This is a genomic window from Bordetella tumulicola (genome assembly GCF_965138755.1).
GTDB classification, from domain to species: domain Bacteria; phylum Pseudomonadota; class Gammaproteobacteria; order Burkholderiales; family Burkholderiaceae_B; genus Bordetella_A; species Bordetella_A tumulicola.
Genome location: NZ_CBCSFP010000015.1, coordinates 113,571 through 132,686 on the forward strand (window position 1 = coordinate 113,571; position 19,116 = coordinate 132,686).

General features: G+C 59.9%; 15 protein-coding genes and 1 pseudogene. 2 read left to right on the forward strand and 14 right to left on the reverse strand.

Annotated elements, in window-relative coordinates:
- On the reverse strand, positions 1–921 hold the full coding sequence (locus ACNAZS_RS24945; RefSeq protein ID WP_415793244.1) for an ABC transporter ATP-binding protein: 921 nt from the start codon (positions 919–921) through the stop codon (positions 1–3).
- Positions 922–1,145: 224 nt separating this feature from the next.
- Complete coding sequence (gene aceA / locus ACNAZS_RS24950) at positions 1,146–2,471, reverse strand: isocitrate lyase (RefSeq protein ID WP_415793245.1); 1,326 nt, start codon at positions 2,469–2,471, stop codon at positions 1,146–1,148.
- Between the two features lie 403 nt (positions 2,472–2,874).
- Between aceA and queF the strand changes: the two genes are divergently transcribed.
- The gene (gene queF, locus ACNAZS_RS24955; protein WP_415793246.1) at positions 2,875–3,696 is read left to right on the forward strand and encodes an NADPH-dependent 7-cyano-7-deazaguanine reductase QueF; all 822 of its coding nucleotides are present in this window, start codon (positions 2,875–2,877) and stop codon (positions 3,694–3,696) included.
- A 19-nt stretch (positions 3,697–3,715) separates the two neighbouring features.
- Here queF and ACNAZS_RS24960 read toward each other — a convergent pair whose 3' ends face one another.
- From ACNAZS_RS24960 to ACNAZS_RS25015, 12 genes and pseudogenes are all read right to left on the reverse strand, one after another.
- Entirely contained in the window at positions 3,716–5,008 is a 1,293-nt protein-coding gene (locus ACNAZS_RS24960; RefSeq protein WP_415793247.1) for an MFS transporter, read from the reverse strand.
- Complete coding sequence (gene pgsA / locus ACNAZS_RS24965; RefSeq protein WP_415793248.1) at positions 5,008–5,580, reverse strand: CDP-diacylglycerol--glycerol-3-phosphate 3-phosphatidyltransferase; 573 nt, start codon at positions 5,578–5,580, stop codon at positions 5,008–5,010. Before pgsA ends, ACNAZS_RS24960 begins: the two co-directional genes overlap by 1 nt.
- Positions 5,581–5,661: 81 nt before the next feature.
- Positions 5,662–7,491, reverse strand: a complete 1,830-nt coding sequence (uvrC, locus tag ACNAZS_RS24970; protein ID WP_415793249.1) for an excinuclease ABC subunit UvrC — start codon at positions 7,489–7,491, stop codon at positions 5,662–5,664.
- The gene (gene nagZ / locus ACNAZS_RS24975) at positions 7,454–8,509 is read right to left on the reverse strand and encodes a beta-N-acetylhexosaminidase (RefSeq protein WP_415793250.1); all 1,056 of its coding nucleotides are present in this window, start codon (positions 8,507–8,509) and stop codon (positions 7,454–7,456) included. Before nagZ ends, uvrC begins: the two co-directional genes overlap by 38 nt.
- Positions 8,510–8,553: 44 nt before the next feature.
- A complete protein-coding gene (gene acpS, locus ACNAZS_RS24980; RefSeq protein ID WP_415793251.1) occupies positions 8,554–8,991 on the reverse strand; it encodes a holo-ACP synthase in 438 nt (145 codons plus the stop codon).
- A 28-nt stretch (positions 8,992–9,019) separates the two neighbouring features.
- Complete coding sequence (locus ACNAZS_RS24985; RefSeq protein WP_415793252.1) at positions 9,020–9,760, reverse strand: pyridoxine 5'-phosphate synthase; 741 nt, start codon at positions 9,758–9,760, stop codon at positions 9,020–9,022.
- Between the two features lie 76 nt (positions 9,761–9,836).
- The coding region (locus tag ACNAZS_RS24990) for an efflux transporter outer membrane subunit (protein WP_415793253.1) at positions 9,837–11,322 on the reverse strand (1,486 nt) is incomplete at its 5' end.
- Position 11,323: 1 nt separating this feature from the next.
- Positions 11,324–11,435, reverse strand: a pseudogene (locus ACNAZS_RS24995) (hypothetical protein); the annotation flags it as partial.
- Positions 11,432–14,665: a multidrug efflux RND transporter permease subunit gene (locus tag ACNAZS_RS25000; protein WP_415793254.1), complete on the reverse strand. Its 3,234-nt coding sequence runs from the start codon at positions 14,663–14,665 to the stop codon at positions 11,432–11,434. The gene ACNAZS_RS25000 and the pseudogene ACNAZS_RS24995, both read right to left, overlap by 4 nt.
- A gap of 61 nt (positions 14,666–14,726) precedes the next feature.
- The gene (locus tag ACNAZS_RS25005) at positions 14,727–16,055 is read right to left on the reverse strand and encodes an efflux RND transporter periplasmic adaptor subunit (protein ID WP_415793255.1); all 1,329 of its coding nucleotides are present in this window, start codon (positions 16,053–16,055) and stop codon (positions 14,727–14,729) included.
- 181 nt (positions 16,056–16,236) lie between these two features.
- Positions 16,237–17,424 (reverse strand): patatin-like phospholipase family protein, encoded by a 1,188-nt coding sequence (locus tag ACNAZS_RS25010; RefSeq protein WP_415793256.1) that lies wholly within the window; start codon positions 17,422–17,424, stop codon positions 16,237–16,239.
- Positions 17,421–18,014 carry a DUF4136 domain-containing protein gene (locus ACNAZS_RS25015; RefSeq protein ID WP_415793257.1) on the reverse strand — a complete coding sequence of 198 codons (594 nt, stop codon included), beginning with the start codon at positions 18,012–18,014 and terminating at the stop codon, positions 17,421–17,423. The genes ACNAZS_RS25010 and ACNAZS_RS25015 overlap by 4 nt, the downstream gene beginning before the upstream one ends.
- A 121-nt stretch (positions 18,015–18,135) precedes the next feature.
- Between ACNAZS_RS25015 and ACNAZS_RS25020 the strand changes: the two genes are divergently transcribed.
- On the forward strand, positions 18,136–18,942 hold the full coding sequence (locus tag ACNAZS_RS25020; protein ID WP_415793258.1) for a TOBE domain-containing protein: 807 nt from the start codon (positions 18,136–18,138) through the stop codon (positions 18,940–18,942).
- The last annotated feature ends 174 nt before the right edge of the window (positions 18,943–19,116 follow it).

Here is a 19,116-nt window from a genome sequence, read left to right on the forward strand (position 1 = left end):
TCAGGCACTCACCAAACTGACAAAAATGTCTTCTAGCGAACTTTCGGAAGAACGCAGATCCGTGAACTCGATCCCTGACTCATCCAATTGACGCAGCAGACGGGCGATCTCGCCGCCGCCTTCTTGATTGTCATAGGTATAGACAAGCTGATAGCCGTCGTCCGAGAGATCCAGACCGTATTCGGTCAGCGCGGCAGGCATCGCGTCCAACGCCGTCTTGAGCGTCAGGGTCAATTGCCGTTTGCCCAGCTTTTTCATCAAGGCTTGTGTCTCTTCGACCAGGATAATCTCGCCCTTGCGAATCACCCCGATTCGATCGGCCATCTCCTGGGCTTCCTCGATATAGTGCGTGGTCAGAATGATGGTGACCCCGTTCTCGCGCAAACGCCGCACCATGTCCCACATGCCCCGGCGCAACTCTACGTCCACCCCGGCTGTCGGCTCATCCAGAAACAAGATATCGGGCTCGTGCGATAGCGCCTTGGCGATCATGACGCGACGCTTCATCCCGCCCGACAGCGCCATGATACGCGTATCCTTCTTGTCCCATAGGGATAAGGCACGCAAGATTTTTTCGATATAGACGGGATTGGCGGGCTTGCCAAAGAGGCCGCGACTGAAATTCACCGTATTCCAGACGTTTTCGAAAGCGTCCGTGGAAATTTCCTGTGGTACGAGTCCGATACTCGAACGCGCCGCCCGATAGTCAGTCACGATGTCGTGGCCATCGGCCAAGACACGTCCCTGCCCTGGCGTGACAATGCCGCACAGGATGCTGATCAGCGTCGTCTTGCCCGCGCCATTGGGGCCCAGCAAGGCAAAGATCTCGCCACGCTGGATATCCAGGTTGATGTTTTTCAGCGCCTGATGCCCCGACGCATAGGTCTTGGACAGGCCCTGCACGGAAATAACGGGTTGCACGCGAACCTCTGCATAGCTATTGACCCGCTCATTCTACTTGTTCGACTCCTGCGCACCATTCAATCTATGCATCAACATTATTCCATTATCCGAGTCTAATCAGGCCAGATAAAAAGAGGGATGCCCGTGGGCATCCCTTTAACCACCCTACTACTACAGCAAACAACCCTTCAAAAACTCAGGCTCGCCAAACACAACAGGCGTGCTGCACCTGTGACGCCGCATTAAGCGGCACGCACGGCCGCGGGCTCCTCGTGATGGAACTGCGCTTCTTCCGTCGATCCGGTCAGCGCCGTGGTGGAGGACTTGCCCCCCTCGATGGCCTGTGTCACGGCATCGAAGTAACCGGTGCCCACTTCGCGTTGGTGCTTGACGGCGGTAAAACCCAGATCGGCCGCGGCGAATTCCTTCTGCTGCAATTCAACAAACGCGCTCATCTGACGACGGGCATAGCCGTGCGCCAACTCGAACATGCCGTAGTTCAGGGCATGAAAGCCCGCCAGCGTGATGAACTGAAACTTGTATCCCATGGCGCCCAATTCACGCTGGAACTTCGCCACCGTGTCATCGTCCAGATTCTTTTTCCAGTTAAACGACGGCGAGCAGTTGTAGGCCAGCATCTTGCCCGGGAATTGATGATGAACGGCCTCGGCGAACTTGCGGGCGTATTCCAGATTGGGGGTCGAGGTCTCGCACCAGATCAGGTCGGCATAAGGGGCATAGGCCAGGCCGCGCGAAATGGCTTGATCAATGCCAGCCCGGGTACGGAAGAACCCTTCCACCGTACGCTCGCCCGTGATGAACTGGCGATCGTTCTCGTCCACGTCGCTGGTCACCAAGTCCGCGGCATCGGCATCGGTACGGGCCAGCAACACCGTCGGCGTGCCCATGACATCGGCCGCCAAACGTGCCGACACCAGTTTGGAGATGGCTTCCCGCGTGGGCACCAGCACCTTGCCCCCCATGTGGCCGCACTTTTTCACAGACGCCAGTTGATCCTCAAAGTGCACGCCCGACGCGCCCGCTTCGATCATGGCCTTCATCAACTCAAACGCGTTGAGCACGCCACCGAATCCGGCCTCTGCATCCGCCACGATCGGAGCGTAATAATCGATATAGCCCTCATCGCCCGGATTTTTTCCTTCCATCCACTGGATCTGGTCGCAACGCGACAGGGCATTGTTGATGCGGCGAACCACTTGCGGAACGGAATTGACGGGGTACAGCGATTGGTCCGGATACATCTCGCCGGCCAGGTTCGCGTCGCCCGCCACTTGCCAGCCCGACAGGTAAATGGCCTTCAGGCCGGCCTTGACCTGCTGCATGGCCTGGTTGCCCGTCAGGGCGCCGAGCGAGTTCACAAAGGGCTCGCTGTGCATCAGGTCCCACAAACGGGTCGCCCCGCGGCGTGCCAGCGTGTGCTCCACCGGCACTGAGCCACGCAGACGCACGACTTCTTCGGCGCCATAGCCGCGCTTGATACCTTGCCACCGAGCGTTTTCGGCCCAGTCTTTTTGCAGATTACGGATTTCGGTTTCGCGATTGCTCATGACATACTCCAGAAAGACAAAAGACACTACGAGAGAAGAAAAAAGGAATACCGGGGAAGAATCCTGATTCGGTAGCGGGAGGCTTTTGGCGCCGATCCGAAGGTGCAATGTGAGGAAATTTTTTTTGCCTCGTTCGATAAAAGTCTATGCCTATGCTGCAAAGCAATGTGCGCTTTGATCCTCTACAAGACTAAAAATATTTTTCCTTTAAATCATATAGTTATAATTTTAATTTCATATTACGGAACAAAATTACCCGCTATGAAATGCTGTCACGCTGCTCTGCAACAGCGGCTTTCATATGACGCAGATATCATTTCACAATACGAAAAACACCAAACCCTACACGGCCTAAAATAGCAATTCCGAACATCGCCTCAACGCAGCCCTACACTGCCCGCTCATGTCTTTATCTAATGCCCCACTGGGCCAGCCTGTTGATTACCCGTCGCAGTATGACCCCGGCCTGCTGTTTCCCATCGCACGCTCGCACAATCGCGCGGGATTGAATCTCTCGACCTCCCTGCCCTTCATGGGCGTCGATATCTGGAACGCCTACGAGTTGTCGTGGCTCGACGCCAAGGGCAAGCCCCAGGTTGCCATGGCGACGTTCAGTGTTCCGGCCGAAAGCCCAAATATCATCGAATCCAAGTCGTTCAAGCTCTATTTGAATTCGTTCAACCAGACGCGGTTGGATAGCGCCCAGCAATTAAGCGATCACTTGGCATGCGATTTATCTTCTGCTGCGGGCAGCACGGTTGGCGTGGATCTGATCTTGCCCGCGCGCTTTGCGCAATTGAGACTCGGTGAGCTCGAGGGGGAATATCTGGACGATCTGGATATCGACGTCGGTGTCTATACGCCCGATGCCTCGCTATTGCAGCGAGCGGCGGGCCCCATCGTGTCGGAAACGCTGGCGTCGCGCCTGTTGAAGTCAAACTGCCCCGTCACCGGCCAACCTGATTGGGCCAGCCTGCAGATTCGCTATCGCGGCCAGTCGATCGATCGCGCCGCGCTGCTGCGCTACATTGTGTCGTTTCGCAATCATGCGGAGTTCCACGAGCACTGCGTGGAGCGCATTTTTACCGACATCATGACGGCGTGCCAGCCCGAGCAATTAACAGTTTATGCTCGCTATACACGGCGCGGGGGTCTGGATATCAACCCCTGGCGCAGCAATACGGACGAACCTGTGCCGAGCGACGTGCGAATGGCGCGTCAATAATTCGCGCCCCGGCACCGTGTCAACGTGCGACTGACATGGCTGGCGAGCTGACCTTGCGCGCCTGAATGGCGATCCATTGTGCGAGGACCGCCGCCAACGCAAATGCCACGCCAGCGCCAATCCAGGGGCCATGGTTCATCCCGGCGTCCAGCAGCAAACCGAACCCCAGCGGCCCCAACGCCGACCCCACATCCATGCCCGAATAGACCAGGCCATACACCGACCCCGTTGAGCCTTTAGGGGTAACGCGCCGGATCAACATATCGCGCGACGGCGCGGCAACACCTGAGCAAAAGCCGGCCAGCCCCACGACCAACGCGGCCCAGCCCGGTGGAACGAGCCCCAGCGCCAGCACCACCAGGGTCAGACCCGCCAAGAGCAATGCCACCGTGACGGTCAGTTCGGTTCGCGGATTTGCCGAGACCAAGAAGCCCCCCGCGGCCATGCCTATCGCCGACGCCACCATGTAGCCCGACAGGGCCGAACTCGCAACCACCTTGGACAGGTCGTAGAGCTCGCCCAACAAGGGAATCGTGTAGTTTTGTACGGAAGACAGTGCAATGGACGTGCACGCAAAGAACAGGAAAGCGCCCCATAACGCCGGCTTGGAAAGCAACGTCATCAGCGTGGTGATCACGGACTCTTGTGGCGCCTGAGCCATCGAGGCGGCGGCCTTGCCCTGAACGCTATCGGCCGTCGCCGGCACGGCGCCGCCCAACAAATCCCGGCCGAGTACGGCTAATAACAGTATTACCGCGACCAGACCCGCGGCACTAAAGGCTGCCACACGCCAATCTGCCAAGAGCGTAATCGAAGTCATAAAGACCGGCGTCAACGCCCAGCCTAGATTGCCGGTCAACCCGTGCGTACTAAAGGCATGGCCCAAGCGTGCCGGGCTGATGCGATGATTAATGATGGAATAGTCGGCCGGGTGAAAGACCGAGTTGCCCACACCGCCGATCACGGCCGCCACCATCAACATGGCGTAGCCATTGGCCGAACCGATCAACACCCCCGACAGCACGAAACAAGACAGGCCAAACCACAGCACCGGCCGTGCGCCGATGCGATCCACCACAAAGCCCGAAGATGCCTGGCCGATACCCGATACGACGTAAAACGCCGATACCAGCAGGCCCAGCCGGGCAAAGTCCAGATCGAAGGTACTGCCCAGCGAGACATACAGCGAGGGCAGCACCAGTTGGAAGAAGTGCGACGACGCGTGCACGACGCCAATCAACAAAATCGTCAGCCAGTCGCGGCGACGCAGGGCCGCCGACTCGGGTGTGACAGTCTCTACAGCGGGACGCATTACTGAGATTTTTCGCGAATAGCCGGCCAGGCGCGTTGGAGGTAATACAGCATGGACCAGACGGTGAGGACTGCGGCAATGACGATCAATACCGCCCCCAGGATACGGCTGGACATGCCAAAAATCGGCTGGTTGTACAGCAGGCACGGTATGGCCACCATCTGGGAGGCAGTTTTGAATTTACCCAGGCGATGCACCGCGACACTGGCACTGGCGCCGATCTTGGCCATCCATTCGCGCAGAGCCGATATCGTGATTTCGCGGCCGATGATAATCAACGAGATAAAGGCATCAACCCGGCCCAGATCCAGCAATACGATCAAGGCGGCACAAACCATGAGCTTGTCGGCCACCGGATCCAGGAACGCGCCGAACGCCGAGGTCTGGTTCCAGCGGCGTGCCAGCCACCCATCAAACCAATCAGTCAGTGCCGCAATAATGAACGCCCAGGCGGCCAGGGTGTCGCGGGCAGGCTCGGCTATCCACGTGTTGGGCAGATAAAACAGCCCCACCACCAGCGGGATCATGGCGATACGCAGCCATGTAAGAAAAATGGGCACATTGATTGGCATAATGTTTGTATCCTACATCACCCGCGTGAAAACTGTTGGCACGACGTGTCGGTTTGGTATTTCTGTTTCAGGGCCAAGGGTTTAGCCATGCAGCGTCTCATAGATGCGCTCGGCCAGATCGTGCGAAATCCCGTCCACCGAAGCCAAGTCCTCGATACTGGCGCTCGCCACTCCTGAAAACCCGCCGAACCGCGCCAGCAACCGTTGACGCCGGCGCGCGCCGACACCCTCGATTTCCTCGAGGCGCGAGACGTTGCGCGCTTTGGCACGGCGAGCCCGCATGCCGGTGATGGCAAAACGATGGGCTTCGTCGCGCACTTGGGCAATCAGCATCAGCGCGGCCGACTCGCCCCCTAGCGCGACGGGGGGACGGCCGTCGGCAAACACCAGGGTTTCCAGGCCCACCTTGCGCCCTTCCCCCTTGGCCACGCCCACCAGCGTCTGGATATCCAGTCCCAATTCGGCGAAGACTTGGCGAGCGACCTCGATTTGTCCCTTGCCCCCGTCAATGAGCACCAGGCCTGGCATGGGTGCGTCGCCATCGGCCACTCGCCCAAAGCGACGCGTCAGCACTTGGCGCATCGCCGCATAATCGTCGCCCGGTGTAATGCCCGCAATGTTGTAGCGACGATACTGGGAGGGCTGCATATCGTGGTGTAAAAACACGACGCAAGAAGCCTGCGTGGCCTCACCGGCCGTATGACTAATGTCAAAACACTCAATGCGCAGAGCGTCCAGCGCGGTCTCGTCCGTATCCAGGTCCAGCGCCTCGGCCAACGCTAATGTCCGTGCGGCGCGGGCGCCCGATTCGGTCAGCGCACGGGCCAAGGCCATTTCTGCATTTTTGACGGCCTGCTCCAGCCAGGCACGCCGCACCCCCTGCGGTCGAGTCAGCACGCGTGCGGGCCGGACTTGTGCCTGCTCGGCCAGCAATTCGATCAGCCCCTTGTCGGGCAGGGCATGGGAACAAACCAGCACTGGCGGCAACGGATTCTCGGTGTAGTGCTGCGCAATGAACGCCTCGAGGATCTGAGGCGCTTCCTGGCCATCAACATGCACGGGGAAAAAGGGCTTGTCGCCCAAGTGCCGTCCCGCGCGCACCATGGCCAGGTTCACGCAGACTTTGCCCCCCGCCGAGGCCACCACGATCACATCCGTGTCCTCGCCACCGGCTTCTTCCATGGTTTGCTGGTGCAAGACACGCGCCAGCGATCCCATTTGATCGCGTAAAGCGGCCGCCTCTTCGAAACGCAGTTCATCCGCAGCCAATTGCATGCGTTGCTCGATTTCACCCATCACCTCGCGCGCTTCACCATTCAGAAAGCGCATGGCGCGGTTGACGTCGCTGGCGTAGTCGTCGGCCGAAATCGCCTGGACGCAGGGCGCGGAACAACGACCGATCTGATGCAGCAGACAGGGACGCGAGCGATTGGCGAAGACCGTGTCCTCGCAAGTACGCAGGCGAAACACTTTTTGCAGGATCTGTATGGTCTCGCGTACGGCCCAGGCATTCGGAAAGGGGCCGAAATACTGCCCACGCTTGTTGGTCGCGCCACGATAGTAGGCGATCCGTGGCCACTCATGCCCGGTGATCCACAAGTACGGGTACGACTTGTCATCACGAAACAGGATGTTGTATCGCGGCCGCAGGCTCTTGATGAGGTTGTTTTCCAGCAGCAGAGCCTCGGCCTCGGAGCGCGTGACCGTGACCTCGACGCGCGCGACCTTCGCCACCATCTGGGCGATGCGCGGGCTGGCCAGATTCTTCTGAAAATACGATGAGACACGCTTTTTCAGATCGCGTGCCTTGCCTACGTACATCACGACACCCTCGGCGTCTATATGTCGATAGACGCCGGGCAGGTGTGGCAGATCAGCCAGGAACGATTTGAGATTGAAGTCGTCGGGCATTCTGATAGCGAGTTTCGGCCTGCAGAGCCTTCCAGTTGGGGGCGGCAAAACGGGGCATCAGCCGGCGGATACGCTCGACCGATTCCGGCGCGGGGGTCACGTCCAGGCGAGACAACAAATCGTCAGCCAGATCGGGACGATTGCAGACCAGTACCATATCGCATCCCGCGCCCAGCGCGGCTTGGGCACGGGCCAGGATGTCGCCCGCGACCGTCGCGCCTTCCATGGTGAGGTCATCGGAAAACACGACGCCGCCGTAGTTAAGTTGCTTGCGCAAAATGTCTTGCACCCAGCGGCGCGAAAATCCCGCGGGATGCTTGTCCACCTTGGGATAAATCACGTGCGCGGGCATGACCGCCGGCAGCACCGCATCACCCAGCCAGGCATAGGGTGCCGCATCTTCTTTCAGGATACGCTCGAGCGAGCGTGAATCAACAGGAATTTCATGATGAGAGTCGCCCCCCACAAAACCGTGCCCGGGGAAATGCTTGCCACAAGCCGACATCCCCGCTTGTGCCAAACCTTGGGACACGGCGCGGGCCAACATGGCCACCACTCGTGGATCCCGATGAAAGGCCCGGGTGCCAATGACCTTGCTGACACCGTAGTCCAGGTCCAGCACTGGCGTAAAGCTGAGATCGACGCCACATGCGCGCAGCTCGGCGGCCAAGACATAGCCGGTTTCGGTCGCCAATCGCATGGCCGTCAGCGGGTCACGATCCCAGATGGTCCCCAGGTCGCGCATGGCGGGTAATGGCGTAAAACCGTCTTCACGAAAACGCTGTACCCGGCCGCCTTCGTGATCGACTGCGATCATCAAAGGCTCGCCGCGTGCGCGGTGGATTTTTCGAGTCAGTTCGCATAACTGCTCGCGGCTTTGGAAGTTGCGCGCAAACAAAATCACGCCGCCCACCAGTGGATGGCGCAAGCGGGCTTTTTCTTCCTTGGTCAGCGTCGTGCCCGCCACATCGACCACGACGGGACCCGGAGGCAGCACGCTTTTCTGTTTCTTGGCCATATGGGTTTGTCCTTTGCTATTCGAGAAAGAGGAAGCCGCCGGGCTTAGCCCTTGCGCTCGACGATGACGTAAGCGGCCGCGAGATCAGACTCATCGGTAATAGAGACATGCGCGGCCCCGAAGCGCGGTGTATACCACTGAAGCAGACTCGGGGCGATCACCAGGATCGGTCGACCGCCCGGCGCGTTCAACGTTTGTACCCGTGTCCAGGTCATGGGCATGCGCATCCCCAAGCCAATGGCCTTGGAAAAGGCCTCCTTGGCGGCAAACCGCGTCGCGAGGAAACGCACGCCGCGCGCGGCATCGCGAGCGCGACGGGCGTGGAATTTCTGCAGTTCGTCCGGCCCCAGAATCTTTTCGGCAAAGCGATCGCCATGGCGTGCCAAGGCGCGCTCGATACGATCTATGCGCAGCAAATCCATCCCGATGCCGGCAATGCTGCCAGGCGGCGTCGGGGGCGAATGAGCGGGGGCTTGAGACATCGGGTTCGCGATAAGACACGGATCGGATTCAGCGACCGCGTACAGCCAGCAAGCGCGCCTGCACCATGATCGCTTTCATGTCGCGCACCGCCTTGTCCCAGCCGTCAAATACCGCCTGCGCCACGATGGCATGCCCGATGTTGAGTTCGGTAATCCCGTCCAGCGCGGCAATCGGCGCCACATTGCCGTAGTGCAGTCCATGCCCGGCGTTCACCCGCAGGCCATGACGCAAGCCCTCGGCCAGACCAAGGCTCACGCGGTCGAGTTCGTGTTGAACCTGATCGCCGCTCGCCTCGGCATAGGAGCCCGTGTGCAGCTCGATCACCGTCGCGCCGGCCTCGGCGGCCGCCTGGATCTGATGAGGGTCGGGATCGATGAATAGCGAAACGCGAATACCGGCCTCATGCAAGCGCGCCACGGCGCTGCTGACGGCAGACAATGCCCCAGCCACATCCAGCCCGCCTTCGGTGGTCAGTTCTGTACGTTTTTCAGGCACTAGACACACATCGTTGGGCCGCACCTGGCAAGCGATCTCGAGCATTTCCGGCGTGATCGCGCACTCCAGGTTCATGCGGGTGCGCAGCAACGGCCGAATAGCATGGACATCCGCATCCTGAATATGGCGACGGTCTTCGCGCAGATGCAGGGTAATCAGGTCGGCCCCGGCGTCTTCGGCACGCAGGGCGGCCTGTACAGGGTCGGGATAAGTCGTGTGGCGCTGCTGGCGCAGCGTCGCCACGTGATCAATGTTGACGCCTAGTTCTATCATGGTGCTTTCGTGGGTGAAACGGAGGAGGAGGATCTAGCCATAACAGGCCAGATGCCCCCTCAAGTGTAGCCCCAGATCAAGAACCCGATGCGGGCGCGACACTCGGCTGCGGCACCGAGGTGCGCGTTGTCGTCGACGGATTGCCCGCCGGCGCACTGGACGTCGGTGTTGTCGTGTCGCCGGACGCCAGCGGCGTCACCTCGGACCATCCTCCGCCCAATGCCTTGTACAGGGCGACGCGGTTGTTCAGTGCGGCCAATCCCGCCTGCACCAAGCTCAATTGGGCGCTGAAAAAATCGACCTGCGCCGTTTGAACCTGCAAATAGCTGTCGATGCCATTGACGTAACGCATGTTAGACAATTCAAGGGTGCGCGCGGTAGAGGTCTGCAGCGAACGCAACGCATCGACTTGCGCCCCGTAGGTAGCCTCGCCCGCCAACGCGTCGGAGACCTCCTGGAATGCCTGCTGGATCGTCTGTTCGTACTGCGCGACCGCGATATTGTTGCGCGCCTCGGCCAGGTTCAGGCCCTCGCGGATACTGCCGCCCGAAAAGATCGGCGTGGTAATCGACGGGGCAAAACTCCAGGCTCCCTGGCCGCCACGAAACAGTGTTCCCAGCGAATCGCTGGCCACGCCGAGCATGCCCGTCAGGGAAATGGTCGGGAAAAATGCCGCGCGCGCCGCGCCAATATTGGCATTGGAAGATTTCAGGGTATTTTCGGCGGCCATGATATCGGGCCGGCGCTCGAGCATGTCAGACGGCAAGCCCGCCGGCACGGTTGCCAGCAACTGATCGCGGCCAAACTCCGCCGGGGGCGGAAGACCATCCGGCAAAGACACGCCGACCAATACGGTCAGCGCATTGATTGATTGCGCACGCAAACGCGCCAATTGCGCCAGATCGGCGGACGCCGAATCCAGCAGACTCCGGGACTGGTTCAGGTCCATTTCCGAGGCAACGCCACCATCGAAACGGCGTTTGACCAAGTTGTAGGACTCTTGCCGCGCCGCCAGGGTCTTTTGGGTCAGCTCGAGCTGAACCTCGGCTGCACGCATATTGAAATACGCCTGGGCGACCGCCCCCACCAGCGTGATGTGCACGCTGCGCTGCGCTTGCTCTGTAGCCAGATAGGCTTGATATGCAGCATCGGACAGGCTACGCAAGCGGCCAAACAAATCGATCTCGAAAGCGGTCATGCCGACGCCGGCCTGATAGCTGCTGGAAACCGAAGGCGCGTCTTCGCCACCGACGCGCATATTCGGCGGCATGCGCTGACGCGAGCCCTCGATACCCGCCCCGATGCTGGGCCATTGCGCCCCCCGCTGCACGCCATACTGGGCGCGCGCTTCTTCGACGCTTTGTACCGCCACGCGCAGGTCGCGGTTGTTTATCAGCGCCAATTCGATCAACGCCTGCAGTCGCGGGTCACGGAAAAACTCGCGCCAGCCGAGATCTGCCGCCGGCACGGTCCCTTCTGGAGCGACAGCCGCGGCGGGCTGTTCAGACACCGAGGCGCGGCCGCTCGTCGAGCCGATTTGCACCTTGGGCTGCGTCGGCCAGNCGCCCGGCACGGGCGACTCGGGACGATGATAGTCAGGTGCCAGCGAGCAGCCACTGATGATGGCCGCCACACATACCGATAACGCGGTTCGTTTGTACATCAGGGCTGTCATTCCTTGCCCTCCTGGCCGGTAGCCGAATCAGGCTTGGGTTCGTTACCAGATTGATTAGACTCCGCGGCCTCGCGGGCGCGTTTTGCAGCCTGCTCGGCCTCGAACTCCTTGAGCTCATTGCCCAGCAAACGCGGTTTGGTTTTAAAGAGACCGAGCATCACGACGAAGAAGGTCGGCACGAAAATCACCGCAAACGGCGTGGCCGCCAACATGCCGCCCAGCACGCCAATGCCCACGGCCCTTTGGCTGGCTGCGCCGGCCCCCGTGGCCATGGCCAACGGCACCACACCCAGGATAAAGGCCATTGAAGTCATCAAAATAGGGCGGAACCGCAAGCGCGCTGCTTCGACAGTGGCCTCGTGCAGGCCCATGCCACGGGCGTACTGGTCCTTGGCAAACTCAACAATCAGAATGGCGTTCTTGGCCGCCAACCCGATCACCGTCACCATCCCCACCTGGAAATACACGTCATTGGACATGCCCAGGAGAGAGACCAGACCGACCGCCCCCAGCATCCCCAACGGCACCACCAGCATCACCGACAGGGGAATCGCCCAACTTTCGTATAGGGCCGCCAGCACCAGGAAGACCACCAGCAACGCCAGTCCCATCAAGATAGGCGCCTGGTTACCGGCCTGACGCTCCTGGTACGACAAGCCGTTCCACTCGTAGCCAAAGCCCGAGGGTAGCTGTGCGACCAGGCGCTCCATTTCGGCCATCGCCTCACCGGTGGAGTAACCCGGCGCCGCATCGCCACCGATCCGCATGGAGTTGTAGCTGTTGTAGCGCACCACCTGAATGGGACCTTGCGTCCAATTAGACGACACGAAACTCGACAGGGGCACCATCTGACCGCTGGCATTGGCGACGTTCATCCTGAGGATTTCGTCCACCTGCATACGATGACGTGCCTCTGCCTGCACCCAGATATTCTGCATGCGCCCCATATTGGGGAACTTGTCGATGTAGGCCGACCCGAGTGACGTCGCGATCAACGTGGCCGCGGCGTTGAAGTCCACGCCCAGCGCCGCCGCTTTGTCACGATCGATGTCCAATGACAACTGCGGTCCGGGTTGCAGCCCGGTAATACGCACCTGCGACAGCACCGGGCTTTCGCTCGCCATTTTCATCAACTGCGCCGTCGCCTGCGCCAATGCCGCACCCCCGGCATTCCCGCGGTCTTGTAGACGCAAGTCAAAGCCGGTCGCGTTACCTAGCGACGAAATCGCCGGCGGCACCAGCGTGAACACCGTGGCGTCATGAATGCCCATCAACTGCTTTTGAAAGGCTTTGAATGCAATCGCGCCTGCCGAATCCTCGCGACTCGTCCGTTCTGAAAAGTCTTTCAGCGTGGTAAAGGCAATCGCCGCGTTCAGACCATTACCGTTAAAGCTATAGCCCTGAACGGCAATGATATTTTCGACGGCGGGCTGGTTCATGAAGTATTCCTCAACCTGCTCGATCACTTCGACCGTGCGGTTGGCACTGGCGCCCGTCGGCAACTCGATGTTGCTGACCACATAGCCCTGATCTTCTTCGGGCAGAAACGACGACGGCAGACGCAGATACAACCAGCCCAGCAGCAACACCAGCACCAGGAACACCAACATCATGCGACCGCCCCGGTGCAGGATGCGGGCCACCCAGTTTTGGTAGCTATGCGTGGTCGCGTCAAATCTGCGGTTGAACCATCCGAAAAAGCCTTTCTTGGTTTCGTGATGCCCCTTGGGAATCGGCTTGAGCAGCGTAGCGCACAAGGCGGGGGTAAAGCTCAGTGCCAGGAATGCCGAGAAGAAAATGGACACCGCCATTGCCACCGAGAACTGACGGTAAATCACCCCGACCGAGCCGCTCATGAATGCCAGCGGCAGGAACACTGTGACCAGCACCAGCGTAATACCCACGATAGCGCCGCTGATCTGCGGCATGGCTTTTTTGGTGGCTTCCTTGGGTGACAACCCCTCGGACGCCATAATGCGTTCGACGTTCTCGACCACCACGATAGCGTCATCGACCAAAATCCCGATGGCCAGCACCATGGCAAACATAGTCAGCACGTTGATCGAGAAGCCCAGCGCCAGCATCACCGCAAACGCCCCTAGCATCGCAACCGGCACCACCAGGGCCGGAATCAGGGTATAGCGCACGTTCTGCAGGAACAGGAACATCACCAGGAACACCAGCACCATGGCCTCAGCCAAAGTGTGCAGAACCTGTTCGATGGATATTTTCACGTACGGCGCAGTGTCGTACGGAATGTCGAACTTGATGTTGCCCGGGAAATACTGGGACAACGATTCCATCTGGTCGCGTACGCCCTGCGCCGTGGCCAACGCGTTGGCCTCGGGTGACAGCACCACCGCAAAGGCCGCCGTGGGCTTGCCGTTCAGTCGGGCACCAAACTGATAATTATCAGCACCCACCTCGACACGGGCCACGTCACGCAGACGCACCGAAGAACCATCGGTATTGGCGCGCAGCACGATATTGCCAAACCCCTCTACCGTAGACAGCTGTCCGTTAGCCACCACCGTGGCGGTAATACGCTGGCTGTCAGGGTTGGGCGGCGCACCCATGCTACCCGCCGAGATCAACACGTTTTGTTGACTGATGGCCGTATTGACGTCGGACGCGCTCAGGTTATAGCCCACAAGTTTGTCGGGATCGATCCAGATGCGCATCGCGCGCTGGGCCGCAAACAATTGGAACTGCCCCACGCCAGGCACCCGCGAGACGGGGTTCTGGACGTTGCGAGTGATGTAATCCGCCAGCGCCGTCTCGCTCAGTGAGCCGTCGGTCGACGACAGCGTCACGATCATCAGAAAGCCCGTGCTGGTCTGCTCGTACTGGATCCCTTGTTGCGCGACGGCCGTCGGCAACTGGGCGGTGACGTTCGACACTCGGTTCTGTACGTCTACCTGCGCCAAGTCCGGATCGGTGCCGGGCGTAAACGTCGCGGTGATCGTCGACTGACCATTCGAGTCACTGACAGACTCGTAATACAGCAGCCCCTTGGCGCCATTGAGTTGGTCTTCGATGATACTGGTCACCGATTCGGCGACCTCGCCGGCCGAGGCCCCCGGATAAGTCGCCGTAATCGTAATGGCCGGTGGTGCCACGTCGGGATACTGCGAGATCGGCATATTGGGAATAGCCAACAAGCCTGCCAACAGAATGAACAGGGCGACTACCCAGGCGAAGATTGGTCGATCAATAAAAAATTGCGGCATGTGGGCTAACCCGGAAAGTGCTCACGAAAACAGGCACGCGGCGCATCGCGCCGCGTGCCGTTTAGGATTTGTGCCCGGAATCGGGCTGTGCAGGTGGCGCGGTGCCCTCCGCGGGCTTGCCTTCTGTTGGCTTGCCTTCGGCAGGTGCGCCGTCAGCGGGCTTGGCTTCAGTTGGTTTACCTTCGGCGGGTTTGTCTTGCGCGGGTTTGCCATCGGCCGGCTTGCCCCCTGCAGGTGCCGCAGCCTTGCCCTCGGCCCCCGGCGTCCAGGCAGACGTCTCTACCGGTGCACCCGGACGAATTTTCTGGAAGCCCTCGACGACCACGACATCTCCTGCCTTGAGGCCGCTGGTCACCAGCCACTCGGTACCAATCGCGCCACCCGTCGTCACAGCGACCTGCTCGACCTTTTTGTCCTTGACCAACATCAGGCTTTGCAAGCCATCGGCCGTGCGTTGCAGAGATTGTTGAGGCACCATCAGCGCTTGCTGATTCGTCCCCTGCTCCAGGCGCACGCGCACATACATGCCAGGCAACAAGACGTGATCGGGATTGGGCACCTCGGCGCGCAAATTAACCTGTCCCGTGGTCGGATCGACCGTAATACCGGTAAACAGCAGCTTGCCCGGATGGGCGTACTCGGTACCGTCTTCCTGGATCACCTTCACACGGGCGGCATTTGCCCCCATACGCTCGATCTGTCCGCTGGCAAACGCCTGCCGCAGCCTGGCCAAGTCGGTCGTGCTCTGCGTGAAATCGACATAAATAGGGTCTAACTGCTGTACCAAGGCCATTTGCGTGGCCGACGTTCCTTCGACCAACGCGCCTTCGGTGACGAGTGCCTTGCCGATACGCCCGTCGATCGGCGACGTGACATCGGTGTACCCCAGGTTGATCTCAGCGGAGTCAAGATTGGCCTTGGCAGCCGCCACTGCGGCCTGGGCCTGTCGGTAGCCGGCCACGGCGTTGTCGTATTCCTGCTTGCTGACCGCATTGGCCTTGACCAGCGGCGCATAGCGATCCGCCAGTGCCTTGGTGCTGTACAGATCGGCCTGCGATTGCTTGAGCTGGGCAGCGGCCTGATCACGCGTCGCCCGATACTGGGAAGGATCGATCTTGAACAACAGTTGGCCCGCTTTAACCTCGCTGCCTTGTTCAAACTCGATTTTTTGCACGATACCTGTCACACGCGCGCGGATCTCGGCGTCGCGCACGGCATCAACACGGCCCGGCAAATCGGACACAATGGAAGCAGGTTTGGGTTGTACCGTAATGACGCTAACTTGCGGCATACCGGGGTTCATTTGGGGTCTTTCATTGCAGCCTGCCAGTGCTAAAGCAACCAACACAGCGACACCGAATCCCGAGACACGATGATGCGGAAAACGCATGGATTCCTCACGGAGTAGAGCCGAGGCGCGCAAACTCGCGCACGGCGCTGAAACGGGGTAGTCACGCCCGCCAAGGCCGTTACTGTAACCTCATTTTTGTCGTAAAACCACCGCATTTGACATCAAATTAACCACAATATCGCGGCACCATCTGAAATTCGACGATATCGATCTTGTCGCGTCACTGCGGCTTCGTACGATGGATGTCGTGCGAAACAAAACTTTGATTGGCATGCGGGCGATCCAAAACTCTGGGCTGCGCCAGCGTGTGCCGAATATCCGTCAATCCGCTTTGCCAATGCTCGCGCATCGCCTCGGTGCCAAACTCGTAATCTTTCGAATTACGCTCATAGTGCTTGGCCTCGAAAATCAAATTGACCACGTTCACCGCGGGCGTACAGGCAAGCTCGCGGATGTCCGCCAAGTCCGGGCTATTGCGTTCATCCTCGGGCAAATGCTCGAGCACGCGCTGCAACCCGCGGCGCAACTTCATCAGGCGCTGGTGAATATTGGTCACCGTACGGGTACGACTGGAATACTGGATGTCCTTTTGACGCTCGGCCACCTCTTCGAGATTGGTCGGCAACGCCCCCCTTGCAGGCCAAAGATCCACCTGAAAAGCCAAGGTGTCCTTGATCGGCAAGGCCGCCAGCACATGGGCCAGCGGCGTATTCGACACTACGCCACCATCCCAATAGTGCTCCCCGTCGATCTCGATCGCCGGAAACCCGGGCGGCAGCGCGCCCGACGCCATAATATGCTCTGCCCGCAACGGCATCTGCTTATTATCGAAATACGCGAAATTACCGGTACGCACGTTCACCGCGCCAAAACTGGCCCGCACTGCGCCTCGATTGAGCAGATCAAAATCGACATACTTGTGCAGGGTCGCGGCCAATGGCGACGTATCGTAGAAACTGGTGGCCTCGGGGCCGCCCCGCAGCAGGTACGGCGGCGGATAGCGTGGCGAAAAAAATCCAGGCTGCCCCTCGGTCAACGCCCGGTACGCAGCCAACTGGCTATTCATCATCGGTGACCCAAATCCAAAGGGTATCCCCTGAAACGCCTGCGCCCACGCATCGCCCCAAGGCAAAGCCGAAAATCCTGTCGGACGACAAATATCTTCCCAGAAACCGCGCAGACGCTCGATGCGCTCATCCATTGGAGAGCCCGCGATAATCGCCGCGTTGATTGAGCCAATCGAAATCCCGGCAATCCAGTTCGGGGAAATACCGGCCTCGTGCAACCCCTGATAGACCCCCGCCTGATACGAGCCCAGCGCACCGCCACCCTGCAGGACCAACGCCACCGTCTCGTAAGCGTCAGCCTGCGACGAGTGCGTCCCGCGCGGGTCAGTTGGCTTGCTCATCGAGTCTTACCTGCCTGAGGGGTTTGGGGCGCCGCACTACCGGCGCGGAACGGATAACGCTGAAATATCTGCGCCACGGTCGCCTCGACTTTTTCCGACGACGCTGCCGTCGCCTGATCATCAATAATCCCCTGGCTAACGCCCTCCCAGACCAACTGCTTGCGCCGCGCGTCGATCAGGTCCACATTCAGCGTGCCTTCGGTGTACTGATACACATCATTACCGCCCCAGCCATAACCCGGCCAGCCACCATAAAAGCCCGTACGGTAGCCATAATACGGAATCATCGGCGCCGGCGTCACCTGCGTCTTATCCTGCAGCTTGGCATTGAAATTCACCAGCAGATCAGGAGACTGCTCGGAATAAACATACCCCCGCATCTCCATCTGCCCACGCGTTGCCGTCTTTAGCCGCGCCGTCAACAGCGTGCTATAGCCCGACGTATCCGTACCCAAAGGCGACATAAAACCAAAACTGCGATACTGAGCAAAATTGGCGCTGTGATCATAATCACTGCGAATCGTGGGAGCCGAGCAGGCCGACAACAGGCCCGCGACAGCCAGCACAGGGAAAAGCGCAACGCGTTTCATAACGAAATTCTCCGCAATAAGTGCGCAAACATCATGCCTTGAAGCCTATAAATTTGCAATGGAATCTCATTCTCGTTAAGGCCAAGGTCCCGCTACCCGTACCATCATCGACCTCCCCACCATGACCACTCATCCCCTGGAACTCGACGGATCCCTCTGGCTACGGGTCGGGACCCAGCCCTGGGGCGGCAAAAACCGCATAGACCTGCTCACCCAAGTCGGACGCACCGGCTCCATCAGCGCCGCCGCCCGTGCCGTCGGCATGAGCTACAAAGGCGCCTGGGATGCCATCGACGCGATGAACAACCTTGCCGGCGAAGCCCTCGTCCTGCGCGCCACCGGCGGCAAAGGCGGCGGCGGCGCCCAACTCACCCCCCGCGCCCGGCAACTCATCGCCACATTCGAAACGCTAGAAGCCGAACACCGTCGCGTCATGGCGCACCTGGCCCAAACCAACCTCGATGCCCCCAGCGACCTCAACCTCATGAGACGGATCATGCTGAAAACCAGCGCGCGCAACAAACTCCTCGGTACCGTCACCGCTATCCGCACCGGCGCCGTCAACGACGAAATCACCCTGCGCCTGGCCAGCGGCCACGACATCATCGCCACCATCACCCGCGAAAGCACCGCCGACCTCGACCTGGCTCCCGGCAGCGAAGCCATCGCGCTGATCAAAGCCCCCTCGGTCATGATCGCCCTGCCCAGCGACAACCTGCGCCTATCCGCCCGCAACCAACTCGCCGGCACCATCGCCGCCATTCATCCCGGCGCCGTCAACAACGAAATCGTCGTAGACATCGCCAACGGCACCAGCATCATCGCCGTCATCACCCAAGAAAGCGCCAACGCCCTGCAACTCGCTCCCGGCATCCAAGTCATCGCGATCTTCGATGCCAACAACGTAATCCTGGGTGTGCTCGCATAAGCGCGAGTGCCCCAAAAGCGCAAACGCCCAACAAACACAAACAACAAGTATGCCCCACAACCATGGCAAAACCATGGCAATCAGCCCCCGAGGCATGCCCCATTACCAGTGCCTGTCACGCGCTTGAGCGTCGCGCCGGCATTTTGAAGCCCGGGCAGTCCCGCGCAGCGGGAC

Excerpts from the sequence above, each read along its gene's own strand:
- pgsA (WP_415793248.1), bottom strand. The coding sequence starts at position 5,580 with ATGCCAATCAATGTGCCCATTTTTCTTACATGGCTGCGTATCGCCATG.
- ACNAZS_RS25020 (WP_415793258.1), top strand. The coding sequence starts at position 18,136 with ATGACCACTCATCCCCTGGAACTCGACGGATCCCTCTGGCTACGGGTC.
- ACNAZS_RS25000 (WP_415793254.1), bottom strand. The coding sequence starts at position 14,665 with ATGCCGCAATTTTTTATTGATCGACCAATCTTCGCCTGGGTAGTCGCC.
- ACNAZS_RS25015 (WP_415793257.1), bottom strand. The coding sequence starts at position 18,014 with ATGAAACGCGTTGCGCTTTTCCCTGTGCTGGCTGTCGCGGGCCTGTTG.
- aceA (WP_415793245.1), bottom strand. The coding sequence starts at position 2,471 with ATGAGCAATCGCGAAACCGAAATCCGTAATCTGCAAAAAGACTGGGCC.
- ACNAZS_RS25005 (WP_415793255.1), bottom strand. The coding sequence starts at position 16,055 with ATGCGTTTTCCGCATCATCGTGTCTCGGGATTCGGTGTCGCTGTGTTG.
- uvrC (WP_415793249.1), bottom strand. The coding sequence starts at position 7,491 with ATGCCCGACGACTTCAATCTCAAATCGTTCCTGGCTGATCTGCCACAC.
- nagZ (WP_415793250.1), bottom strand. The coding sequence starts at position 8,509 with ATGGCCAAGAAACAGAAAAGCGTGCTGCCTCCGGGTCCCGTCGTGGTC.
- ACNAZS_RS24985 (WP_415793252.1), bottom strand. The coding sequence starts at position 9,760 with ATGATAGAACTAGGCGTCAACATTGATCACGTGGCGACGCTGCGCCAG.
- ACNAZS_RS24960 (WP_415793247.1), bottom strand. The coding sequence starts at position 5,008 with ATGCGTCCCGCTGTAGAGACTGTCACACCCGAGTCGGCGGCCCTGCGT.
- acpS (WP_415793251.1), bottom strand. The coding sequence starts at position 8,991 with ATGTCTCAAGCCCCCGCTCATTCGCCCCCGACGCCGCCTGGCAGCATT.
- ACNAZS_RS25010 (WP_415793256.1), bottom strand. The coding sequence starts at position 17,424 with ATGAGCAAGCCAACTGACCCGCGCGGGACGCACTCGTCGCAGGCTGAC.
- queF (WP_415793246.1), top strand. The coding sequence starts at position 2,875 with ATGTCTTTATCTAATGCCCCACTGGGCCAGCCTGTTGATTACCCGTCG.